The 16,393-nt window shown below is 67.6% G+C and carries 19 protein-coding genes and 4 pseudogenes; 17 read left to right on the top strand and 6 right to left on the bottom strand.

Going from position 1 to position 16,393, the window contains the following annotated elements:
- The first annotated feature begins 134 nt into the window (after nt 1–134).
- Nucleotides 135–374, top strand: coding sequence for an antitoxin (locus ABT009_RS46365; RefSeq protein WP_502990097.1), 240 nt, complete (start codon nt 135–137; stop codon nt 372–374).
- 258 nt (nt 375–632) lie between these two features.
- On the opposite strand, the gene ABT009_RS46360 is transcribed toward ABT009_RS46365, so the two are convergent.
- The 3 genes from ABT009_RS46360 to ABT009_RS46350 all read right to left on the bottom strand — a co-directional run bounded on the left by ABT009_RS46360 (nt 633) and on the right by ABT009_RS46350 (nt 2,990).
- Nucleotides 633–1,217 (bottom strand): TerD family protein, encoded by a 585-nt coding sequence (locus ABT009_RS46360; RefSeq protein WP_351309153.1) that lies wholly within the window; start codon nt 1,215–1,217, stop codon nt 633–635.
- Nucleotides 1,218–1,791: 574 nt separating this feature from the next.
- Nucleotides 1,792–2,472 carry a hypothetical protein gene (locus ABT009_RS46355; protein ID WP_351309151.1) on the bottom strand — a complete coding sequence of 227 codons (681 nt, stop codon included), beginning with the start codon at nt 2,470–2,472 and terminating at the stop codon, nt 1,792–1,794.
- Nucleotides 2,473–2,690: 218 nt separating this feature from the next.
- Nucleotides 2,691–2,990 (bottom strand): hypothetical protein, encoded by a 300-nt coding sequence (locus ABT009_RS46350; protein ID WP_351309148.1) that lies wholly within the window; start codon nt 2,988–2,990, stop codon nt 2,691–2,693.
- A gap of 612 nt (nt 2,991–3,602) precedes the next feature.
- Between ABT009_RS46350 and ABT009_RS46345 the strand changes: the two genes are divergently transcribed.
- The 7 genes from ABT009_RS46345 to ABT009_RS46315 all read left to right on the top strand — a co-directional run bounded on the left by ABT009_RS46345 (nt 3,603) and on the right by ABT009_RS46315 (nt 6,879).
- Nucleotides 3,603–4,145, top strand: coding sequence for a hypothetical protein (locus ABT009_RS46345; protein ID WP_351309146.1), 543 nt, complete (start codon nt 3,603–3,605; stop codon nt 4,143–4,145).
- 241 nt (nt 4,146–4,386) lie between these two features.
- Nucleotides 4,387–5,106 carry an ISAs1 family transposase gene (locus ABT009_RS46340; protein ID WP_351309143.1) on the top strand — a complete coding sequence of 240 codons (720 nt, stop codon included), beginning with the start codon at nt 4,387–4,389 and terminating at the stop codon, nt 5,104–5,106.
- An 11-nt stretch (nt 5,107–5,117) separates the two neighbouring features.
- A complete protein-coding gene (locus ABT009_RS46335; protein WP_351309140.1) occupies nt 5,118–5,513 on the top strand; it encodes a hypothetical protein in 396 nt (131 codons plus the stop codon).
- Nucleotides 5,429–5,710, top strand: coding sequence for a hypothetical protein (locus tag ABT009_RS46330; RefSeq protein ID WP_351309161.1), 282 nt, complete (start codon nt 5,429–5,431; stop codon nt 5,708–5,710). Before ABT009_RS46335 ends, ABT009_RS46330 begins: the two co-directional genes overlap by 85 nt.
- Nucleotides 5,629–6,027, top strand: coding sequence for a hypothetical protein (locus ABT009_RS46325; RefSeq protein WP_351309137.1), 399 nt, complete (start codon nt 5,629–5,631; stop codon nt 6,025–6,027). Before ABT009_RS46330 ends, ABT009_RS46325 begins: the two co-directional genes overlap by 82 nt.
- 44 nt (nt 6,028–6,071) lie before the next feature.
- Nucleotides 6,072–6,458, top strand: coding sequence for a hypothetical protein (locus ABT009_RS46320; RefSeq protein WP_351309135.1), 387 nt, complete (start codon nt 6,072–6,074; stop codon nt 6,456–6,458).
- A gap of 22 nt (nt 6,459–6,480) precedes the next feature.
- Nucleotides 6,481–6,879 carry a hypothetical protein gene (locus ABT009_RS46315; RefSeq protein ID WP_351309132.1) on the top strand — a complete coding sequence of 133 codons (399 nt, stop codon included), beginning with the start codon at nt 6,481–6,483 and terminating at the stop codon, nt 6,877–6,879.
- A gap of 195 nt (nt 6,880–7,074) precedes the next feature.
- Here the strand turns inward: ABT009_RS46315 and ABT009_RS47660 are convergent, their stop codons facing one another.
- Both ABT009_RS47660 and ABT009_RS46305 read right to left on the bottom strand, forming a co-directional pair.
- On the bottom strand, nt 7,075–7,737 hold the full coding sequence (locus ABT009_RS47660) for a hypothetical protein (RefSeq protein WP_502990098.1): 663 nt from the start codon (nt 7,735–7,737) through the stop codon (nt 7,075–7,077).
- Between the two features lie 295 nt (nt 7,738–8,032).
- Nucleotides 8,033–8,273 (bottom strand): annotated as a pseudogene (locus ABT009_RS46305) (hypothetical protein); the annotation flags it as partial.
- Between the two features lie 12 nt (nt 8,274–8,285).
- Here ABT009_RS46305 and ABT009_RS46300 point away from each other — a divergent pair.
- The 6 genes and pseudogenes from ABT009_RS46300 (at nt 8,286) to ABT009_RS46275 (ending at nt 13,003) form a co-directional block, all read left to right on the top strand.
- A complete protein-coding gene (locus ABT009_RS46300; RefSeq protein WP_351309129.1) occupies nt 8,286–8,492 on the top strand; it encodes a hypothetical protein in 207 nt (68 codons plus the stop codon).
- 1,023 nt (nt 8,493–9,515) lie between these two features.
- Nucleotides 9,516–10,550: a hypothetical protein gene (locus ABT009_RS46295; RefSeq protein WP_351309126.1), complete on the top strand. Its 1,035-nt coding sequence runs from the start codon at nt 9,516–9,518 to the stop codon at nt 10,548–10,550.
- Nucleotides 10,551–10,877: 327 nt separating this feature from the next.
- A pseudogene (locus ABT009_RS46290) lies at nt 10,878–11,067 on the top strand (hypothetical protein).
- A gap of 229 nt (nt 11,068–11,296) precedes the next feature.
- Nucleotides 11,297–11,652: pseudogene (locus ABT009_RS46285) on the top strand (hypothetical protein).
- 412 nt (nt 11,653–12,064) lie between these two features.
- Nucleotides 12,065–12,304: an antitoxin gene (locus tag ABT009_RS46280; RefSeq protein WP_502990096.1), complete on the top strand. Its 240-nt coding sequence runs from the start codon at nt 12,065–12,067 to the stop codon at nt 12,302–12,304.
- Between the two features lie 141 nt (nt 12,305–12,445).
- On the top strand, nt 12,446–13,003 hold the full coding sequence (locus tag ABT009_RS46275) for an integrase core domain-containing protein (protein ID WP_351309123.1): 558 nt from the start codon (nt 12,446–12,448) through the stop codon (nt 13,001–13,003).
- Between the two features lie 28 nt (nt 13,004–13,031).
- On the opposite strand, the gene ABT009_RS46270 is transcribed toward ABT009_RS46275, so the two are convergent.
- Nucleotides 13,032–13,730 carry a hypothetical protein gene (locus ABT009_RS46270; RefSeq protein ID WP_351309120.1) on the bottom strand — a complete coding sequence of 233 codons (699 nt, stop codon included), beginning with the start codon at nt 13,728–13,730 and terminating at the stop codon, nt 13,032–13,034.
- Nucleotides 13,731–13,754: 24 nt separating this feature from the next.
- Between ABT009_RS46270 and ABT009_RS46265 the strand changes: the two genes are divergently transcribed.
- From ABT009_RS46265 to ABT009_RS46255, 3 genes and pseudogenes are all read left to right on the top strand, one after another.
- A complete protein-coding gene (locus ABT009_RS46265; RefSeq protein ID WP_351309118.1) occupies nt 13,755–14,168 on the top strand; it encodes a transposase in 414 nt (137 codons plus the stop codon).
- A 514-nt stretch (nt 14,169–14,682) separates the two neighbouring features.
- The gene (locus tag ABT009_RS46260) at nt 14,683–15,072 is read left to right on the top strand and encodes a DUF6281 family protein (protein ID WP_351309115.1); all 390 of its coding nucleotides are present in this window, start codon (nt 14,683–14,685) and stop codon (nt 15,070–15,072) included.
- Nucleotides 15,073–15,291: 219 nt separating this feature from the next.
- A pseudogene (locus tag ABT009_RS46255) lies at nt 15,292–16,283 on the top strand (IS5 family transposase).
- Nucleotides 16,284–16,393: the final 110 nt, after the last annotated feature.

Here is a 16,393-nt window from a genome sequence, read left to right as displayed (position 1 = left end):
CCCCACTCGGACGAGTTGAACCCAAGGCTCCAGGCGCATCGCGAGAACCGGCCGGCGCACGCCACCCAGCGGCTTCGAGCCCCGGGCACGTTCGCTTGGCCGTCTTGTGCGCCATCTCCACCGTGGAATCATTGCTGTTACTCGGCAGTTCTGAGCAAAGGGGACAAGGCCGCCGGACGTTCGAAGCGCTGAAGAACCTCAAGGACAAGGCCGAGGACCTCGCCAAGGCCCACGGCGACAAGATCTCCGAAGGGCTGGAGAAGGCCGGCGACCTCATCGACGACAAGACCGACGGCAAGCACAACGACAAGATCGACACTGCTGTCGACAAGGCGCAGGACTACGTCGTGAAGCTGGGCGAGACGAAGGACTGATGTGCCCTGCGAGCCGACAAGGGGTCCGGACGCCGCATCGCGGTCGGGCACCCGGACCCCAGATCTGAACCACGCGCACAGCGACTCGGCAAGTGCCGACTCGCCGGGGCCGGTTCAGGGCAGCGAGAGCGCCACGATGACGTGGCGAACCGGCGCGAAGAACCGGTCGGCGCCCACGAGCCCACCGCACACGCCCCCGCGGTGCGGGCCATGCTCCGGGGACCGGACAACACTCGCGTGCCGGGCCTCAGGGACGTACTACTTGCTGACGGCGAAACGCATCAGGGCATGCTCGTCCCCCTGCTTGATCTTGCCCGTCACGTTGATCACCTCGAGCTTCCAACTGCCGCCGACCCGTATCGCCTTGGCCACGGCGCAGCCGTTGTCCTGGGTGAGCAGGCTCGGCCAGATGTCGGCGACCTGCTGAGAGCTGCCCCCGGTCGCGTCGTAGACCTTGAAGCTGATGTTGCGCGCCTTCTGGAAGGAGCTGCCCTTCTTGTACGCGGCGGCGACGAACACGATCGACGTGATGTTGGGCGGGACCCGGGCGAACTCGACGGTCACCGTCTCGTCGTCCCCGTCCCCGCGCCCGGTCTGGTTGTCGCCGCTGTGGACCAACGAGCCGTTGCCCATCGGGTCGAGCGAGTCGAGACCCGCGAGGCGCACCGGGTCCCCACCCTGCATGGCGATGGCGATCAGGTCGAGGTCGGTGCCGGTCTTGCGGCGCAGCGCGCCCAGCATCCCGCCGCTGCTGCCGGCGGTGGGATCCCAGGAAACCCCGATGGACAGGTGGGTCACTCCGTCCAGGTCTGCCGGGCCGTCTTCCTTAGTGAGCGTGATCATGTATGGCTCATCCTTGTGTGAAAGGGACTACAATACGCAGAGTCTGCCTGGCACCTTCGTGGTTCCACGTGACGGGTCCCAATGAGCAACGCCCGGCGGCCAATCCTCCATGGACGGGCCCCGCATCCGCACCACGTAGCAATCCACACCGTCCACTGCGCGGAACCACCCGCGGTTGCGCTGCCGTGACAAAGCCACTCGGCGGTGCACTGGGACGGGCGCACCGAGCAGATCGCGATGCGGCTGACGGTCGACGGAAACGCACCTCAACGCTGCCGTCCAGCACCACCATGCCGAACGTCCTGGCACGGCCGGCGGCCCTGGACGGTGCCTGACTAAGGCACCGCGCCGCTGCCCGTGGCTGCTGCCGCTGGGCGCGCAGCGCGGCATCGTCGCTGACCACACTCGAGACGATACTCTCGTGCGCCATCCGCATCGGCCTCTTCGCCGCGCAGAGCGGTCCCGGTGGTGAATAACTGGGCGAGCTCCCACGGGCGTTCATGCGCCTGCCTGTTCCTGATCAGGGCCGGCCACGCCCTCGGCGAGAGAGTCGACCGGCGGCGTGACCGACCGGTCACTTCTTCCTGGCGTCCCACGAGCCGGCGCCGAAGCTGCGCAGCAGGACGACCAGCGCGGCCCCAAGCCGCCAGTCCAATCCCGGCGCGTGCAAATGCAGCTTGTTGCCGCGGGATCTGAACTCCAGCGGGATCTGCCCACCCGCGCGCCACTTGATGTGCCGGGGGCCGCGCGCGACACCACCCTCATTGCCGGGGACACTGTCGAAAACGCTGAACACGAGGATCAGCAGCTGCATGGGCAACGACAGCCACCACATGCACCACCAGAAGATCCGGCCCTTGAAGCCCACTGCCTCAGGGCCGCCGGGCTGAGTCACGGTCCAGCGGGTGCGCAGGCCCCTGCCACGGAGCGCCTTCTCGCGCACGAACGTGCCGATGAGCTCGCCGTGCGCACCGAGCGCCTGAAACGTCGCGACACCACCGGTGGCTGACAGGGTCACCAAGGTGGCCACGCGCTCCCGGCGGTGCTCGTCGGCCCACAGGACGAAGGAGCGAGCGCCGCTGCTGCGGGCCGCGAGGTATGCGGGTATGCCGCCCGGCGGCAGCTCGCGCTCCACGTACGCGACCACCCGGGCCGGTCCCGATCCGTCGGAGAAGTCGACCCAGTCCTTGACCGGCGCCGGAACGCCGTCGTGGACTCTTTCCCGGGAGGCTCTCATGGTCAGTACATTGCTCACCCGACGTGCTCCTTCGTACTTGGGCAGGTGCGGCTCCAGTCGCGCCCACTCAACATCTGTCAGATAACCCCGCCCCACAGGGGACGGAACGATTCACCGGTCGGCCCGCCACGTGGCCCGTCGGACAGGTCCTAGAGGCCGTAGTGGTCGTGGATCTTCCCCAGGGGCCGCGTCCCGTTGAAGCCCGCGTCTGTAGGCCCCACCGCGATGGTGCCGTCCTAGCTCACATCGTCGACGTACGCGACCGTCGCGTCACCCATGTCCGTCTCCGCGTAGGCGCGGAGGACGGACTCCATGAGCGCGACCGCGTACTCCTCGATCTCCGCATCGAGAGTGACCCTGCCCTTCTTCTGCGCGTTGCCGAACGAAGATGTGCACGTGAAATCCGCGGTGACCACGCCGGACACCGACAGAGCCGCGGACTCGAAGTCCTCCGCGCACGCCTTGTTCTTCACATCGAAGGCGTAGGAGATGACCGACACCGCCACCACCACCGCCGCCAGCACCGCGACGGGCACCGACCACCACACACGTCTCGCAGTGTTCCCTACCACGCACAGTCCCCCCCGCCGACGTGAACGCCGACCGCATGGTGTCCCTCGCTGCCAGGGCAACCGCCGTCGCGCCGCGCCGCGTTCGCCGCGCATGGACGGGCAGCGCCGCAGCCACCGCGCCTTCCCCGGGACGATGCTGATCACGGTGAGCGTACCCAGGTGGCGGCTCGGACGGAGCCGTTCCGGAGCTGGCGAGGGTGGCGCAGCACCCGCCGGTGCCGGCCTGGAGTCCTGCTGGCCGACCGACTTCTGAGACTTCGTCACGCAGAGCTTGAGCGCGCCAACCAACCCGGTGCAGTGGAGAACTGGTGCGACGTCCCACTGGAGACCGCCCGGCGCCGCTTCGAAGCCTGCCACCCACGCAACCCGATCCCTGTCCTGCGCACAGGCCGACGACGTCCCCTGCACCGTGCCGTACGACATCTACGCCACGGCCTACGGAAGAAGTGCAACACCGGACGGACCCACGCTGATGCCGGGGGCCGGCACGGCCCGCCGCTCCGTGCGGGTCGGCCCCCGGCGTACACTCACGGGCGTACCGTCGAGCGATGGCGAACCCGGGGGAAGACACCGTCCGTGCATGACTACGACGACCCGGCCTGGGGGCCGCTTCCCGTCCGCCCGGCCGCACTGCGCTGGCTGCTGCTTCTCCCCCTGACCCTGGTGTTCCTGCCGCTGTGGTGGGTGGTGTGGGTCTTCCTCGCGATCTGCTTCTACGGCGTAGCGACGGTGGCCGAGCTGATCGTCTACATGGTGCCGCGTGCCGAGAACGGCGCGATACGGGTGCTGGACGCCACGCTGGGCCGGGTGCCGTTCGTCCCACTCTGGTGCGTGACCCCGGTAGCGCTGGTGCGGGAGGGCGACACGGCGTACTACCAGGCGCGCGTGGACCGGCGCATCGAGAAGCAGACCCGGCGAGTGGAGACCTCCCAGCATCGTCGCGAGTACCACCGCGACCTGGAACTCGGAGCACACTACTTCCGGGGCGCTGGCGCCGGTTACGTCCTGCGCGTCGCCTCGCAGCGGGGCTGGAACCTCCATCCGGTGCTGCGCTCGCACCCCCGGCGTCGGCTCCGGCTGCGCCACAACGGTCGGCCACGGCCGGACTTCAGGAACTGACGGCCCCGGACGGTCCTCGGCAGGGGTCGCCGCCCTGCCTGATTGACCAACGGCGAACCAACCGGCGTACTCCGGGCCCAGGGCTTCGTCACGAAGGTGACTTGAGCGGTTTCGTCCCAACTGACTGTGCTGATCGGGTTGGTGGAGATATGCGGCGGTCACGGTCGCCAGCGATCATGTGAGTGTCTACGTCCCATGAGCCTGCTGGAAGACCGTGCCTGCCGTTGTCGGATCGTCCCCCATGCCCGCCTCGCTTGGCCAACTCCTCGCCGCGCCATCGCTGACGGCCGAGGAGTGTCCCGACCTGTTGACCTGTCTCGCGGCGGTGGCGGACCCGCGTGATCCACGGGGTCGGCTGCATTCCTTGGTTGGCGTACTCGCCATCTGCGCCGCGGCGGTTCTGGCCGACGCGACCTCGCTGCTGGCGATCGGCAAGTGGGCGGCCGATGCGCCCCAGCCGGTATTGGCCCGGCTCGGCACTCGCCGCGATCCCTTCACCGGTCGCCGCCACGCTCCGTGCGAGGCCACCATCCGCCGGGTGCTCACCCAGGTCGACGGCGACGTACTGGACCGGGCCGTCGGCAGCTGGCTCTCCGCACGATGTCCACAGGCCACGGGCCGGTTGCTGCGGGCGATCGCGGTGGACGGCAAGTCCCTGCGCGACGCTGCCCGCGCACACGACCGGAAGATCCACCTGCTGGCGGCCGTCGACCACGCCACCTCCGCCGTCCTGGGCCAGGTCGATGTCGGCACCAAGACGAACGAGATCACCTGCTTCCAGCCGCTCCTGGAATGCACCGACCTGACCGGGGCGGTCGTGACCGGCGACGCGCCGTCGGCGCGACGTCTCGTGGATGCCGTCGACACGGCCGGCGTCGTCTCCCAGCTCGTCCTGACGAGCCGTTGCAACCCGGCCACCCGGCGGTTCCTGGCAGCCGCCCAGGGCGTCGACACGCGGTAGGGTCGAGCGCCATGGCCAGCCAAGAGCGAATCCGCGCGGCAGTGGTGTTCGGCGGGCAGAGCACGGAGCACTCCGTGTCCTGTGTGTCGAGGGCGAGCGTGCTCGCGAACCTCGACCCGGCGCGCTTCGAGGTCTCCCGGTCGGCATCACACCGCAGGGCTCGTGGGTGCTCGGCCCGGCCGACCCGTCGACGCTGGCGATCGACGGCCGGACCATGCCGACCATCGCCACCGGCACCGCGCTATGAGGACGACTACGACGGCGAGTTGCGCTACGACGTGGCGCCGCTGCCGCTTCTGGCCGCGCTCGCCCGGACGTCGTCGTGCACCTGGGCACCACGAGCAAGATCCACACCCCGACCCTGGGTGTGGGCTGGATGGTCGCGGCGCCGGAGGTCGTCACCGTGATCCTGGCCTACCGCGACCGCACCGGCAGCGGCCCGGCGCCGGCTGGCCAGCTCGTCGCCACCGAGTTCGCTCGCAACGGAGACCTCCGCCGGCACCTGCGCCGGCTGCGCCGCTCGTGGTCGACACACTTGTGCGCGGTGGGGTCCCGGTGCTCGGCGACGAGGCGGGCGCGCACCTCGTGGTCGACCCTGGAGTGAACGTGCTGGAGATGCAGCACGAGCACGACGCCGTTCCCCGGCTGGACCTGGGGGACTCGTGGTTCCCGTTCCTGCCCGGCGGGCAGAACGAGAGCGCCGACCACACGAGTGTCACGTTCGACGATCCGGGGTCCAGGTGGGACGCGATGGGTAACCTCGACCACAGCGAGAACTACTCGAAGTCCATGAACAACAGCGCGGATCCCGGATACCTCGCCTACGAGCAGTCGCTCCGCGACAGCGGGTTCCTGATGGATCCTGACTCGTCGGGTAGCGACGTAACCGCCGTGGACGTCCACGGCGGCCGGAAGCACTGATGGGCAAGGGCTGGGAACGCCGCAGGCGTCGGCTTGTGAACCGGATGTCTCAGGCGGGGCCGGTCGGCGGCGTGCTCGCCGTTCTGCTCAGCCTGGGGCGGGCGAGGAACTCCGACGGCGAGGACGTGTTCGCGGAGACGGCGCTCGCCGTCGACGGCGTGGTGTCGGCCGAGTTCGACTGCAGCGACATGTTCGGCGGCGGCTGGAAGCGGGGCAAGGTGGTCCTGCGGGCCTCATCACGCGACGAGGCTGTTCGCATCATGGACGCGCTGTTGCGGGCGTTCGCCGCCGAGCCGCGCCTCGAACCCCGGTGGGCGACGCCGCAGGAATACCGCAACGAGGACGGGTCGATCGTCGTCAGCGCGGGGGCCGTCGGATTCTCGGCAGTTCCGACGATCCGTGAGGTGCGCGAACACTACGGAAGGGACTGACTGAGTGATACCACGTGAGCGAATGCGGTTGTTGCCGGCCGTCGTGGCGGCAGCGCTGATGCTGTCCGTCTCGGCGTGTTCGTCCGGCAGTGCCGCCAAGTGCGAGGAGGCGTTCACCGCGGCGACGATGTCGGTACCGGGCGTGGCCTCCGCGGAGTGGGACTGCAACGACAGCTTCGGCGGCGGCTGGCAGCGCGCTGACATAGTGATTGAGGCGACCACCGAGGACGAGGCCATCACGGTGGTGGACGCGGTCCTTCGAGCCTACGCCGCATCGCCCGACCTCGAGGACGGTTGGGGGACCCCGCAGGAGTACGTGACCGAAGACGGGTCGATCATCGTCAGCGCGGGCGACGTCGAGTTCCCCGCCGTGCCAAATGTCGGCGAGGTGCGCGAGCACTACGGCATCACGCCCGGCTGACACCGCCAGTACCTCCGGCCGGAGAGAGTCCCGGTCGCCTCGGCGGAGGCGCGTGGTTCCCCTACGCCGTGCCATCCCTGTGGACAGGCATGGGCGGAACCGACGCCGCGGCCGCCGTCGGCCCGCCCCACCTGCTGCTTGCCACGGCGGTCGCCCCGCTCGCCACCGCCGCCGTCGTGCACGCCTGGCGGCGCCTTACGAAGGTGTGATCCCCGCCTGCCGCTGCTGCCGCACACGCCGCGTCATGACCGCACCGGGGATGGCGACCGCGAGCAGGACTGGGATCGCGGCGGCGATCCCGAACCAGAGAAAGATGGCGAGGTAACCGTAGGCAGCGTTCCCCACGTCCGCGTCCGCCTGTGCAAGGAGGACAAGGCTCACCACGAACGCAACCACCACGAGGACCGCGATGATGATTGCGAGCCAGATGAGAATGCTGGCCCATCGCCGGTAGCCGGCGCTGATCCCCCGGGCTTGCGGTGGCGCGTACGCCCAGGGCGCACCGGGCATCTGGGCCGGGTGAGGGGCTGGCTGCTGGTCAGACATGGGGCCCAGTTCTACTGTGCGCGGCCCCGAAACACCACCCTCACCGCCGCAGCGCGCCGCGCCAGGGCGTTCCCCCAGCCAGTACTCGGCCCATCCGACCAGGTCGGAGCGCTTGACGGTCTCGCGTGAGCGGCTGCACTCCACCGGCGTGGAGTCCACGATCCACACGGAACACTGCGGCACCGGGGCCTCCTCAGTGGGCGTTTGATGTTGATTCGCACCGACCGTTTCAACATGCTTTACCGCATTTATCACCAGCGCGATCGACTCGAATGCCTGGAAGCTCCCTACCAGTAGGGAGCTTCCACCCATTGCTAAACCAGACGGAATTCGAGCGGCATGTGCGAACTAAACGGGTGCTCCGATCGACGCTTCAGGGCACGCAAATGCGCTCCTACGGAGCAAAGCATCACGAAAGCCGCCGACCTCAAACGCGACGTATCTTTGCTGAAGATACCTAAACGCCCACTTAGAGTCTGCACCGAGGCGCCGAGTACGGCAGCAACTCCAAAACCCATACACGGCAGATGCCATGGGTCTTCGACATCCTGTCAGCACAGGCAAGGAAAGCTCGTCAAGGGCAGCTCGGTCCCAACGGCGGGTCAACTCAGTTGGGTGTAGCTCCAGCTCTGGGAAGTCGGTAGGCAGGGCTGCGAGTTGGTGGTTGTGCTGGTTTTGGGGTGGGGTAGAGACGTTCGTGCTCCCGGGCGAGGTGGAAGGTCCAGTACTCGTCGAAGTCGTCGTTAGCGCGCAGGGCCCGGAGTTTGAGGACGGCTTCAGCGCCGGCCAGGGCCCCAGCGGGCACCGGTGATATCGAGACAGTCGCCGATGAGGAGCCGCACCCCGCCGACCTCGCCCTCATGCTTGGCACCACGCCCCGCATCCGCACCCAGAAGGTGTTGCAGCTGCTCACCGAACGCAACGCATGCTTCTATCGAGAGGGGACCAACAGCGACCTGAAGGAGTTCCTGGAGGGCTTCGACGCGGCCCCGCACAAGACCGACGGCGTCATGGTCGTCGACCACCAGAAGATCCTCGATGCGCTCGCACCGCTCGATACTGCGTAGAGGGAGGCGACAGGAGGAGGGAGTTCTCCCTGACCGCCTCCCTGAACCCACCTTCGTGGTGCCGAGCTGCGGAAACGACCGAAACAGGGAGGCAGGAAAGCGACCCCAGTGAGGCGCCAAGAGCCGGGCAGTACGCCGTTCGGACGGCCGCCGCGTCTCCCCCACTGGCCTCGCCCCGAAGGCGAACGGGTGAGCCGTCGCTGCTATCCGTCCGGCAACGCCGGGCCAACTGGCGTGTATGCATGGAGAATTCAGCTGTACGCAAGGGCTCTCGCATGCCATTCTCCACAGACACGTACTTTCGGGGGATCGGTGGTGCGATATGGCGACATCAACACGTGCCGACCGACTGGCCCTTGTCCTACTGCTCTGTCTCCCCACGGCGCTTGCTTGCGGTGATAATGCGAACGGCGGGGCTGTCGGAGGCAGTACGGGCGGCGGAGGCACGGGAGTTCCGGTGCCCAGCGCCCAGGACGGCGGCGCAGATGGCGGCAGCGGTTCCGTCGGCGGCAATGGGGGCAGTGGGGATGGCGGTGGAACAGGAGGTGCACCCTCCGGTGGGGTTCCCGCGCCAGGGAGCGGCGGCGTTGACAGTGGCGGGAAGCCGTCACGGCTGAAGATTCCGGAATGGGACGCGCGTACCCGACCCTTCGGTGAGGTCGGGGAGGGAAAGCAGCTCTGGGAGGTTCTGCAGGCGCGATTCATCACGGAGTGCGGGGGCCGCACCCTTTGCGTAACGCTCGTGCGCGACTACCGCGACGACGCCCCCGGCGCCGGCGGCGTTGTATGCGGCTACTCGCACATGGAACCCGCCTCGGGGAAGGTCATCGACCCTTCCGTGGTGAAGGTGGTGACGGTCGTGGGCAAGGGACCCTGCGATCCGAAGACGGATCAGCCTCCAGAGAGCCCGTCGCCGACTCAGCCCTCACCTGAGACCACGCCTCCCACCGACCCGCCGGTGACTCCTCCGTCTACCTCGCCGCCGTCGCCCACAGACAGCACGACGCCCTCGTCCAGCTCCTCATGAATGAGGGGCCCACTGGTCTCGGGCGGCTGGGATGGATCATTGGTGCCATCGCCGCCCCGACGAGCCTGGTCACCGGGTTGCTCTATTACTTCGGCTACTACCACGCGTATTGGTTCTTCGCCTACTTCGGAGTCAACTCGACCGTGCTCAACTTCAGTACGGCGGACTATCTGAGGCGCAGCCTGGATGCCCTGTGGGTTCCGATGACGTTGACCGCTGCAGTGGGACTTCTCGCGTTCTGGGCTCACGAACTGCTGCGTGGGCGGCTTGCTGCGGAGGCAGGTAGAGAGGTGTTGCGCCATGCCATTCCGGTTGTCGCGGGCCTCGGCCTGCTGTTGACGCTCGGTGGGCTCTGGTCGACGCTCACCGAGACCTTCCTCAACAGGGTGCTTGTACTGGCCCCGTTGAGTCTCTCCCTGGGCGTCACGCTGCTCGCCTACGCCCTGCACCTGAGACGCACGCTCGCTGCGGCGACACCTCCGCCCGACGCAACCTCGGCTGCCAACGCAGACCCTCCGGACGGCGAGGCCGACGATCGGGACTCCAGCGCCAGCGATCCGGATCCCCTTACCTCCGGCAGCCCTGCGGACAGCGACACATCCAACACTTCTTCCCCTTCGGTCACCCGCCCCGAATGGGTCGCGCTCGCAGAGTGGGCGGTCATCTTCGTGCTAGTCGCGCTCGGCCTTGTATGGGCAGCCAACGACTACGCCGCCTCGGTCGGCGAGACACGGGCCCGGCGACTTGCCTCGCAGCTGGCGAACTACCCGTCCACGGTGCTCTACAGCGAGCGTAGCCTGAGCATCAGCGCCCCTGGTGTGAGCGAGACGCGCTGCCACGACCCCAAGGCCGCCTACGGTTACCGCTACGACGGGCTTACGCTCGTCTTGCAGTCGGGAAACCAGTACGTCATGTTGCCCTACCGCTGGACACCAACCAACGGGGTTGCGCTGGTCGTCCCCCGCAGCGACTCCGTACGGCTGGAGTTCGGCCCGCCGCCCAGCGCCGACCCACAAGGCCCCGCCTGCTGAAGCGGGGCATGACACCACGACACCCACCCCATCCGGGCCGGTGCCAGGTCATGGAGTACCCGCACCCCACCGGCCTAAAGACCATCTTCCGGCCGGCCGGGTGCGGCTCTCACGCAGAACCTGTCGACGGCGCACTCGCGCCGCCGACCGGACCGGCTTCCACCACCTGCACACCACCGAGGTCCACCCTCTCACCCCGAGGTTCGGACCACCGGACGGCAACCGCAGACGACCACGCCGCGCCCGAAAAGCCCGGCAACCACAGGCACACACAGAGTTCTAGAGACGCTGGATGACGGCGCGAGCTATGCCGGGAGCAAGGGGACGGTGAGCAGGAGGCGCTACGTTGCCAGGGGTGTGCCCGGTGGCTACCGAATCTGGGACAACCGAGGACGCCGATGGTGGGGGCGACCTCTACGAGTTGTGCCCTGACGATCTCCTGGCCGAGCTCAATGGGCGGGCAGACCAAGCGCGGATAACCGCGCTGATGAAGCGTTACAGAGCGCAGAAGCGATAGGCAGCGCCGAGTACTGGACGGCGCGCACCACAACCGCACCGGATCGAGCGGGGAACAGCGGGGAATCACGGTGAAAGCCACCGAGCCAGCGCAGCCCTCGAACCGACCGCAGCTTCCCAAACTGAGAGCGCGAGTCGCCTCGAAGGGGAAAGGCGCCCGACAGCGCCAAGGCGACCTCGGAAGAGCAACTTATGCTGGCGCTCGACAGGACAGGGCGAAGGGGCAGCTGGTGGACTGGTTCTGGTGGCTCATCGCCTTCTGGACGGGTGGCTTCGCGTGGGCGGCCGACAACGTCCCGCACCGCACTGCGTAATCGGCATGAACGGAAGCTGCAGCTGCTGGAGGGGGCGAAGCAGGAACGTCTGGCCGTCGAGGCCGCGAACAGGCCGCCGGAGCCGGTCTGCGCACCATCTCGCCAAGCACGACACGCAGGGCCGGTGCCACGAGCGCGTTGAGGTGCCAACGGGCTGGGACGAGAACAAGAAGCCGCTGCGCTACGAGGCCGGCCGGTGCAACTACCAGCAGTACGTGGGACCGCAGCCTCTGTCGCAGGTATTCGCGTCGGACCTGACGAACCGGCTTTGACCAGGAACAGGACGGGGAGACTCGGTGACCGGACGTTGTGGGACACGGGCCGCCTCGGTCAGCTGCGGCCACCGGCCACTGAGCCGCCGACCGAACCCGAGCCGCGGTGATCGCCATGCGGTGGAGGGATCGTCCGGCGTGGGTCCGGTGCATGCGCCGTTTCCCTGGAAGATCCGGACTGACGTCCGTCGCCGCGGGCGACGCACCCTGACTCGCGGCCGAAAATCCTGCCCGTGCAGCCCATCGACTCGGGCACACCGGCAGCATGCATCAACTCACCCCACTCGGACGAGTTGAACCCAAGGCTCCAGGCGCATCGCGAGAACCGGCCGGCGCACGCCACCCAGCGGCTTCGAGCCCCGGGCACGTTCGCCTGACCGTCTTGTGCGCCATCTCCACCGTGGAATCATTGCTGTTACTCGGCAGTTCTGAGCAAAGGGGACAAGGCCGCCGCACGTTCGAAGCGCTGAAGAACCTCAAGGACAAGGCCGAGGACCTCGCCAAGGCCCACGGCGACAAGATCTCCGAAGGGCTGGAGAAGGCCGGCGACCTCATCGACGACAAGACCGACGGCAAGCACAACGACAAGATCGACACTGCTGTCGACAAGGCGCAGGACTACGTCGAGAAGCTGGGCAAGACGAAGGACTGATGTGCCCTGCGAGCCGACAAGGGGTCCGGACGCCGCATCGCGGTCGGGCACCCGGACCCCAGATCTGAACCACGCGCACAGCGACTCGGCAAGCGCCGTCTCGCCGGGGCCGGTTCAGGGCAGGGAGAGGGCCACGATGACGTGGCGAACCGCCGCGAAGAACCGGTCGGCGCCCACGAGCCCACCTCACACGCCCCCGCGGTGCGGGCCATGCTCCGGGGACCGGACAACATACGAGACAACCAGCGGCGGCATCTGGCGCCTGGCCGGGGTGACCGACTACTTCACCAAGGTCGAGCACGGCTGGCACATCGCCGCGGATGCCCGCTGGCCGAGGCCCTGGCCGATCCGGACACCGGTGAGATCCGGCGGATCAAGCTGGTCACCGACAACGGCGCGAAGTTCAAGGGCGCCGCCTTCGCCCGGTTCATCGCCTCCCGGCCCGAGCTGCTGCACATCCGCACCCGGGCCAAGTCGCCCGGACAGAACGGGGTCCGAGAGCGCGCCTTCGGTTCGCTGAAGTATGAGCACCTCTACCGGCTCGAGATCGAGGACCTGCCGACTCTGGCCCGTGAGGCCGAGGCCTACCGGCACGTCTTCAACCACATCCGCCCGCACGAAGCCCTCGCAGGCCGCCGGCCGATCGAGGTCTACAACGACCCGGCCCTGCATCCCCAACTTTCAAAGCAAGATCATTGAGCCATATTCTTGACGCGAGACAACTTCTCTATGCCGCAGGCCCTGCTGCATTGCCGATTCGGTTGGTGTCCCGATCCGGATGGGAGGCGAGCCGCTCGACGAGGGCGTCGGTGTTCTCCGGTTGAGCCAGGATGGACATGGCCGTCTCCTGCATACGGTGGAGCGCAGCGACTTCCCGACGCAGCGAGCGGATGTGCGCATGCATCCGCCACCGGCTCTGCCACGGATGCCACAGTGCTCGGAGGAGGAGTTGGGCGGTCGCCTGCCGGTAGCCCTCACATCGCGTCATGAGCTCTTCGAGAGACTCGCCCAGGACGCCGCCTAGACGGAGATCGATCAGCCGGATGACTTCGCATTGCAGGCGGCGCTCCTCGCCCCCTCCGGCGAAGTCCAGGACTCTCCGAGGTACACCGGCCGAGAGGGAGGCCACCACAAGAACCGACAGCGCTTCCCGTAGGGCCCTCTCGGCATCATTACCGTCGTCCAGAACCGCTGTGAGATGGAAACGCTCCGTGGCGAGTAGCTGGTTTCCGACGGAGTACGAGGCCGGGCGCCCCCGGCTCGGCACGATGTCACACACCCCGTCACGCACCGCTCCGACCCGGTGGAGTTCTTGCATGACCGTCGCGCGCAGTTGCCGACGCTCCTGGTTCCTGGACAGGTAGGTAGTCAACGCTGCGCCTATGGCACCGCCGAGCGTGGTGTATGCCAAGTCCATCAAGGGCATCGACGCGTCCTCACTGTGCCGGGCGTGGATGCCGGACAGCACGGCCTGCCCGGCATCCACGCCCGGCTCAAGCGGCGCCGCCTGCTGCCCGCCACGCACCTCGTCGACGGCGGCTACACCTCCGTCGCACTGTTCGACACCGCCGCCCGTACCCACCGCATCCGCGTGGTCGGCCCGCTCCCGCCCAGTCCCGCCTGGCGCAGGCAGGCCCCCGGCTTCACCCGCGAGGACTTCACCATCGACTTCGACCGCCGCACCATCACCTGCCCGAAGGGGAAGATCAGCGGCAACTGGCTGGAACTCCCGGCGATGGCCCCCTACACCGTCGTCCGCTTCAACCCCGCACACTGCGACCCCTGTCCCGTCCGCACCTCCTGCACCAGCGGCAAAGCGCCGCGCACCGTGAACTTCCTCCCCCGCCACCTCCACGACCTCTAGACCCAATACCGCGCCCACTAGGGCGCGTATTAAGTCGCGATCATCTGGGACGAGTCAGGCCTGATCTAACTCATCGAGGCACGGTGGTGCAGTCCGGTCGCTGGAGAACACCTTCGTGGTGTCCTTACTGACCTCGGTGTTCCCTGGCGCCTGCTACCTGGTGTTCCGCTGGGCCATCAGTGGGTGCTTCGGACGGCTGCTCGGATGTGCCGCGCCGCCGGTGTGTCAGGAGCAGCGGCCGACACCGCTCGGCTGACCTGAGTGTGATCTTGCCGCTGCCCCAAGCTGCAAGATCACATCTCGGTCCGAAAAAACGCGCGGCAGGGGAACCTGATCCGAGGTGCTGGCTTTAATCACGAGTCCTAGAAGTGAACGAAACCAGAGGTGCCGACGTCGAAGAACACGAGAGCCTCACCACGGGCACGGTCTCATTCCCGTGCTGAGCGAGGGCGAGGTCACTCGGCAAAGAGGAAGGCACTCCTCTTCTTTGCAGCGTCTACTGAGGGGGAAACACATGAGCTGGACCAGGCGATCCGCTGGCTTGCTAGGGGCGGCGGCCGTGGTGATGTCAGTAGCCGCGTGCACGGCCGACGGCGGTGGCGGTGGAGCCTCCTGCGTCGCTCAGTACACCTACCAGGACATAACGTATCAAGACGTGGGGAACGTGAAATTCACACTCGGGAAGAAGCTCGGAGTCGCCACCGAACCACCCTGCGAAGACACCGGCGGCCGGGGCAAGAGCGAGGAGCCGGCCGGTTTGACGGAGACTGCCTACGAAGTGGACGGCATCTCTCCCAAGGTCGCCATCGCCGTTGGGGACACGCCGGAGACAGCCAGGTTCTTCGCCGTTTCCTCCGACTCAGAGCTCCCACCCGAGGTACAGAGACTGATCGACGGTTCCTGATCTGAAACGCGGGGTTCGGTGTGGTTCCAAGGCTGACGCCACACCGAACCCCGCGCACCGGACTGGGCAGCCACGTGACGGCCGTTCGCAGCCTCGCTGTCCAGCCTGCACGTCCAGCGCGCTCACAGCCGCTATAGCGGGCGTTCCGGGAGGTATCGGGCGTGATCAATCTGCGCGTTTCGCCTTCGTCGAACGGGCAGGTCCGGTAGTCCGTAATGCATGACACGGGAACAACTGACTGACCTGGAGTGGGAGTACGTCGAGCCGTACCTGCCGATCGGCGAGTACGGCCCGTATCCCGCACGACTGCGGAAGCAGTTCGAGGGCGTGATCTGGAAGTTCCGCTCGGGAGCGCAGTGGCGTGAGATGCCGACCGAGTTCGGCCCGTGGTCCACCGTGCACAACCGCTTCCGGCAGTGGCGGGACGCCGGAGTCTTCGAGGCCCTGCTGGAAGGGTTGATCGCACAGGCGGCCGCGCGGGGTGAGGTGGACCTCTCCCTGGTCAGCGTGGACTCCACCACCGCCCGGGCCCACCATGACGCGGCTGGTGTGCGTCTGGCCCCCGGCGTGCTCGACGCCCTGGAGAAGGCCGCGGAGGAAGAGGGGGTCCGGTCAAAGGGGGCGCGCAAGGAGAACAAATCGGGCCGGTCGCCGATGGTGTCGCCGAGCGAAGACGTCTCCGGCGGCGCCTCAATCTCCGGCTGAAAGCCGCCCTGCTCGGACGCTCGCGGGGCGGGCAGACCACCAAGGTCCACATTGCCTGCGACCGAAAGTGCCGACCGCTCGTGCTGGCCCTGACCGCGGGACAGGCCGCCGACAGTCCGCAGTTCATCCCGGTCCTGGACAAACTGCGGGTCCGCGGCCCGGTCGGCCGACCCCGCACTCGGCCCGACGCAGTCGCCGGCGACAGGGCGTACTCTTCCCGTCACAACCGCGCCTACCTGCGCAGACGAAACATCAAGGCCGTCATCCCGGAGAAGAAGGACCAGACCGCCAACCGGAAGAAGAGGGGCCGCCGGGGCGGCCGACCCCTCACTCACGACACCGACCTGTACAAGGAACGGAACACCGTCGAGCGCCTGATCAACAAGCTCAAGGCCTGGCGCGGCATCGCCACCCGCTACGACAAGACCCCCGCGAGCTACCTCGCCGGCCTGCAACTACGCGCCTCGATGATCTGGATCAAAGACCTCACCCAGACCGCCGATTGATCACGACTCGATACACGCCCTAGTACTGCAACGGTGCTTGCCGTGACTGCTGGCCAGCTCAGTCGTTGGTGTGGTCATGGGTGGGGACCTTGCTGATGTCAGGCTGTGGG

The organism is Streptomyces sp. NPDC002896 (assembly GCF_040295225.1).
Lineage (GTDB): Bacteria > Actinomycetota > Actinomycetes > Streptomycetales > Streptomycetaceae > Streptomyces.
This window is presented reverse-complemented; position numbering and strand designations above follow the sequence as displayed.